This is a genomic window from Neisseria sp. (assembly GCF_041804105.1).
In the GTDB taxonomy this organism is placed as follows: Bacteria; Pseudomonadota; Gammaproteobacteria; order Burkholderiales; family Neisseriaceae; genus Neisseria.
In genome coordinates this window covers 1-3,976 of the sequence record NZ_JBHCJY010000011.1, presented here as the reverse complement: position 1 = coordinate 3,976, position 3,976 = coordinate 1, and the positions used below count along the sequence as shown (strand labels likewise).

The following is a 3,976-nucleotide window of genomic DNA, read 5'->3' as shown; positions in this document are numbered from 1 at the left end:
TTACTGCCCAGCGACACGGCCACGATTTCGCTGATTTTGCCCGCTTCTTTCAAGCGCACGGCTTCTTCTACGGCCACTTCGTCAAACGGGTTCATCGACATTTTGACATTGTCGATATCCACGTCCGAACCGTCGGTTTTCACGCGGACTTTAACGTTGTAATCCACCACTCGTTTTACGGCAACCAGTGCTTTCATAAACTCTCCTTGAGCCGGGCTTCCGGCAGTAATCGGTTAAACGGTTTTTGCAGAAAAAACAAAACGCCCGTTCTGCAAAAACGGCTCGCACCGCCAAACGGAATAGGGATTATACCCGAATTAAAGTAATTGCTCTCAAGCATTTATATGATGTATGGCAAATATCGGGAAACTACACAGGCCGTCTGAAAACGGCATGATGGCAGCCCTGCTTTCATTTTTCAGACGGCCTCAGATTTGGCCCGAATACATGATAACAAGCTCTGATACACATCTCCCGCATCAGGAATCTGCGCCACATTGCCGAGATTCACTGCCCACGGCGAAACCTGTACGCCGGTTTTGGCCGGGTCGGTATCGGTATAGATGCCGACAACAGGCGTATCCAGCGCATTGGCAAGGTGCAGCAGGCCGGTATCCACACCAATCACGCCGGCGGCATTATCGAGCAGAAAAGCGGCCTGTAACAGGTTCAGCTTGTCGCACACGCGGGCAAACGGCAGTTTGGCGGCAATGTTTTCCGCCCGCAGTTTTTCCGTTTCATTACCCCACGGCAGGTAAACGGGGCTGCCGCTGCCATCATACAGCTTTTGCAATAAGTTGAGCCAACAATCCTGCGGCCACAGTTTGCTGTCGCGGCTGGTGGCGTGCAGGGCAACGTAATAATGCCCGGGCAGATTGTTCAAACGGCCTTCCGGCGGCACCGCCAAACCGAAACGCTGCTCGGCGGGCATTTCGTAGCCGAACGCCTGTGCAAACAAAGCACGGTTGCGCCAAACGGCGTTTCTGCCCTTAGGCACGGCATAAGTTTGGTTATAGGTTAGCGCCGCCCAGCGTTCGCGTGCGCTGTTGAAATCCAAGCCTTTCACGGGCGCATTGGCGGTTTTTGCAAACAGCGCGCTCTTCATCAACCCTTGGCTGTCTAACACAAAATCGAATTGCTGCCGTTGCAAAACGTTTTTCAGACGGCCTATTTCGCACCATGTTTCCGCCCGGTTCAATTGTTTGCGCCATTGCCGCCAGCGTATCGCATGCACTTCTTTCACAAACGGATGCAAACGGGCGATGTCGGCAAAACCCGCTTCGCTCAACCAATGCAGTTCCACATCAGGGCGCATACGCGATAAATCGCTCACCGCAGGCAGTGTGTGAATTAAATCGCCCATGCTCGAGAGCCTTACCAACAGTATTTTCATTGCGCCAAATCCGTCAATAACCGTCATGTTTCACGTGAAACACAATCAAACTATTGATTTTTAATATAATCTGAAATCGTATCGGCGTTTTCCAACACCACCGCGCCGGCATCTATCATTTCGTTCCATGCCGTTTCCACGGTTTCAGGCGCGATGCCCCGGCATGCTGCCGCATTCACGACCACTTTCCAGCCGCCGCCTTTCAAAAGCTGCAAAACCGTTGTTTTTACACAATAATCCGTGGCCAATCCGCCCACAATAATGATTTCTGCCCCTTTGCTGCGCAACCATTCGAGCAGTCCCGTGCTGAGCTTTTCACCGATGTCGTGAAAACAGGCGCCGTAAGGGTGGAATTCGGGATCGACGCCTTTCCATACGCAATAATCGTATTCTTTGGCCGACGGCAGGCCGTCGAGCAGCTCGTAACCCCTGCTGCCCACAATCGCGTGGGAAACCCAAGTAACATCGGCTTCGGGCAGGCCGGTGGGCTTGAGCATATCGGCCGCATCCGCCACCAGCCATTTGGCTGCGGGGCTATGCGCGTCTTTTGTCATCACCCGCAAATCCGCCAATGCAGCCTGCGCGTTCAGCTCCGCCACAATCGTATCGCCTTCAACCACCGGCAGCTCGTTCGGGCATAACGGCGAAAAGGTTTTCTGGGCATCAACGTCTATCGACACTATCATAAAACAGGCTCTCGGTTTTCAGCAGCCGCCATTATAGCAAAGGCCGTCTGAAACCGATAACGGTGTTATGATGCACCTTTTCAACGGCTTTTCAGACGGCCTTATGCAACACACCATCACCCCCATCGCCACCGTGCATTCCCCCTACAAGCAAAAATTCGGCGTTGCCCGCCAGCCCGGCCTCGTGCCCGCCGCCGAAGTGTGCATTGAGCTTGAACCGGCTTTTTCCGCCGACAGCGTGCGCGGGTTGGAAAATTTCGATTATGTGTGGATCAGTTTTATTTTCCACGACGTTTTAAACGAAGGCTGGTCGCCGCTGGTGCGGCCGCCGCGCTTGGGCGGCAAACAGAAAATGGGGGTGTTTGCCACCCGCAGCCCGCACCGGCCCAACCATCTCGGCCTGTCGCTGCTGAAGCTCGAACGCATCGAAACCGCCCGCCCCGTGCGCCTGTATTGCAGCGGTGCCGACCTGCTCGACGGCACGCCCGTCGTCGATATCAAGCCCTATATTCCGTTTGTGGAAGCCAAACCCGATGCCGCAGGCGGTTTCGCCGCCGCCAAGCCAAACGAATTGTCTGTAAGCTGGCAGCCCGGCTGCGGCGCGGAGCATCTTACCCGGGCCGAGCGCGACTTAATCGGCCAAAGCATCGCCCAAGACCCGCGCCCCGCCTATCAGGATATTCCCGAACGGGTGTATGCGATGGATATTTCGGCCTACGGTGTGAAGTTTCAAATCAACGGCAACAACGCCGTAGTGCTGGCGGTAGAAAAACGCGGTGCGGAATAAATTTACAACAAATTGATTCGTTTGAACTTTAATCGCATCAGGCCGTCTGAATAGGATTAAGACGGAACATCTGCAAAACACCGCTTCCCACACCGGCCAAAAAACCGGGCCGTAAGTTTTACCGCCGTCATCCGTCTAAATCGTGCATCACAGCCCACACCTGTCCGTCCGTTTTTATGAAACCGGCCCGCTACCCCAACCGATAAGGAGAATACCATGAAAAAACTGCTCGCCGCTTTACTTTGCGCCGCTTCTTTCGGCGCCTACGCCCAAGCCGACATCATCGTGCCCGTGTCGCGGCTCGACATCGAAAAAGGCAACACCCCGATCGGTGAAATCCGCATCAGCCAAAGCAAATACGGCGCGGTATTCACCCCCAAACTGCAAGGCTTGAAAGCCGGAATCTACGGTTTTCACGTTCACGAAAAACCCAGTTGCGCCCCAGCCGAAAGCAACGGCAAACTAACGGCCGGCATGGCGGCCGGCGGACACTGGGATCCGAAAAAAACCGGCGCCCACAAAGGCCCGTGGGATGACGGCGGACATTTAGGCGACCTGCCCGCATTGGCCGTGGCCGAAAACGGCCATATCCAACCCGTGGTTGCCCCGCGCATCAAAAACATCAGCAACCTGCGCGGACACTCGCTAATGATTCACGCCGGCGGCGATAATTACAGCGACCAACCCGCCGCATTGGGCGGCGGCGGCGGACGCATGGCCTGCGGGGTAATCAAATAAACCGCATAAAGAAAACCGCTTGTTTGATAACCTTTTCGTCATATTCAGGTTTTATGACGGAACATAAATTTCCGACGATACTTTTTAAGTGTTACAAATATTTCAGGCCGTCTGAAAAATATTCAGACGGCCTGAAATATTGGATAAAGCCCTTACTGCAAAATAACTTAAACCCCACGGCACCCTGGCTTGCCGCCGTTTTCCCATTTATTCCGGCAAACGCTCCACAATGCCCACACCCACGGCGTTTAGACCCAAATAAGCGCCGACCACGGGCGAAACGGGTATGCCGTGTTCCAAATGCAGGCCGGTTTTCGCGTGCAGCTTGCGGGCAAAACGCTGATAGAGTTGGTAATCGCCGCAATAGCCGCC

General features: G+C 54.4%; 4 protein-coding genes and 1 pseudogene. 2 read left to right on the top strand and 3 right to left on the bottom strand.

The features are described from left to right. From ACEYDX_RS00960 to ACEYDX_RS00950, 3 genes and pseudogenes are all read right to left on the bottom strand, one after another. Nucleotides 1-197 (bottom strand): annotated as a pseudogene (locus tag ACEYDX_RS00960) (EtfB protein); the annotation flags it as partial. A gap of 221 nt (nt 198-418) precedes the next feature. Continuing rightward, nucleotides 419-1,393, bottom strand: coding sequence for a lipopolysaccharide heptosyltransferase I (waaC, locus tag ACEYDX_RS00955; RefSeq protein WP_373740171.1), 975 nt, complete (start codon nt 1,391-1,393; stop codon nt 419-421). Between the two features lie 50 nt (nt 1,394-1,443). Further along, complete coding sequence (locus ACEYDX_RS00950) at nt 1,444-2,079, bottom strand: nicotinamidase (RefSeq protein WP_373740170.1); 636 nt, start codon at nt 2,077-2,079, stop codon at nt 1,444-1,446. A 103-nt stretch (nt 2,080-2,182) separates the two neighbouring features. Between ACEYDX_RS00950 and tsaA the strand changes: the two genes are divergently transcribed. Next, nucleotides 2,183-2,866 carry a tRNA (N6-threonylcarbamoyladenosine(37)-N6)-methyltransferase TrmO gene (gene tsaA, locus ACEYDX_RS00945; protein WP_373740169.1) on the top strand — a complete coding sequence of 228 codons (684 nt, stop codon included), beginning with the start codon at nt 2,183-2,185 and terminating at the stop codon, nt 2,864-2,866. Between the two features lie 216 nt (nt 2,867-3,082). Beyond that, on the top strand, nt 3,083-3,604 hold the full coding sequence (locus ACEYDX_RS00940) for a superoxide dismutase family protein (protein WP_373740168.1): 522 nt from the start codon (nt 3,083-3,085) through the stop codon (nt 3,602-3,604). Nucleotides 3,605-3,976 lie beyond the last annotated feature (372 nt).